Raw genomic sequence first — 231 nt, forward strand, 5'->3', positions numbered from 1 at the left:
CTTGCCGCCTGGGCCCTGGCGGCGGCCAGCGGGCTGCCGGACGCGCCCCTGGCCTAGTCGCTCACCCGTGTCCGGGGGCTGCCCCACCGCAGGCAGCCGGTGGCGGAGATCGGCGGCGTGGTCTTCGACGACGACTCCAAGGGGACCAACGTGGGAGCCATGGTGGCGGCCCTCTCCGGCATGGACCGGCCGGCGGTCCTAATCACCGGCGGGGATGGGAAAGGCCAGGAC

General features: G+C 74.5%; 1 pseudogene. It reads left to right on the plus strand.

The window, feature by feature from the left end:
- Positions 1 to 231 (plus strand): annotated as a pseudogene (gene murD / locus ACTFO6_RS20100) (UDP-N-acetylmuramoyl-L-alanine--D-glutamate ligase); the annotation flags it as partial.

The organism is Pelomicrobium sp. G1 (assembly GCF_051905455.1).
Classification (GTDB): Bacteria; Pseudomonadota; Gammaproteobacteria; order Burkholderiales; family UBA6910; genus Pelomicrobium.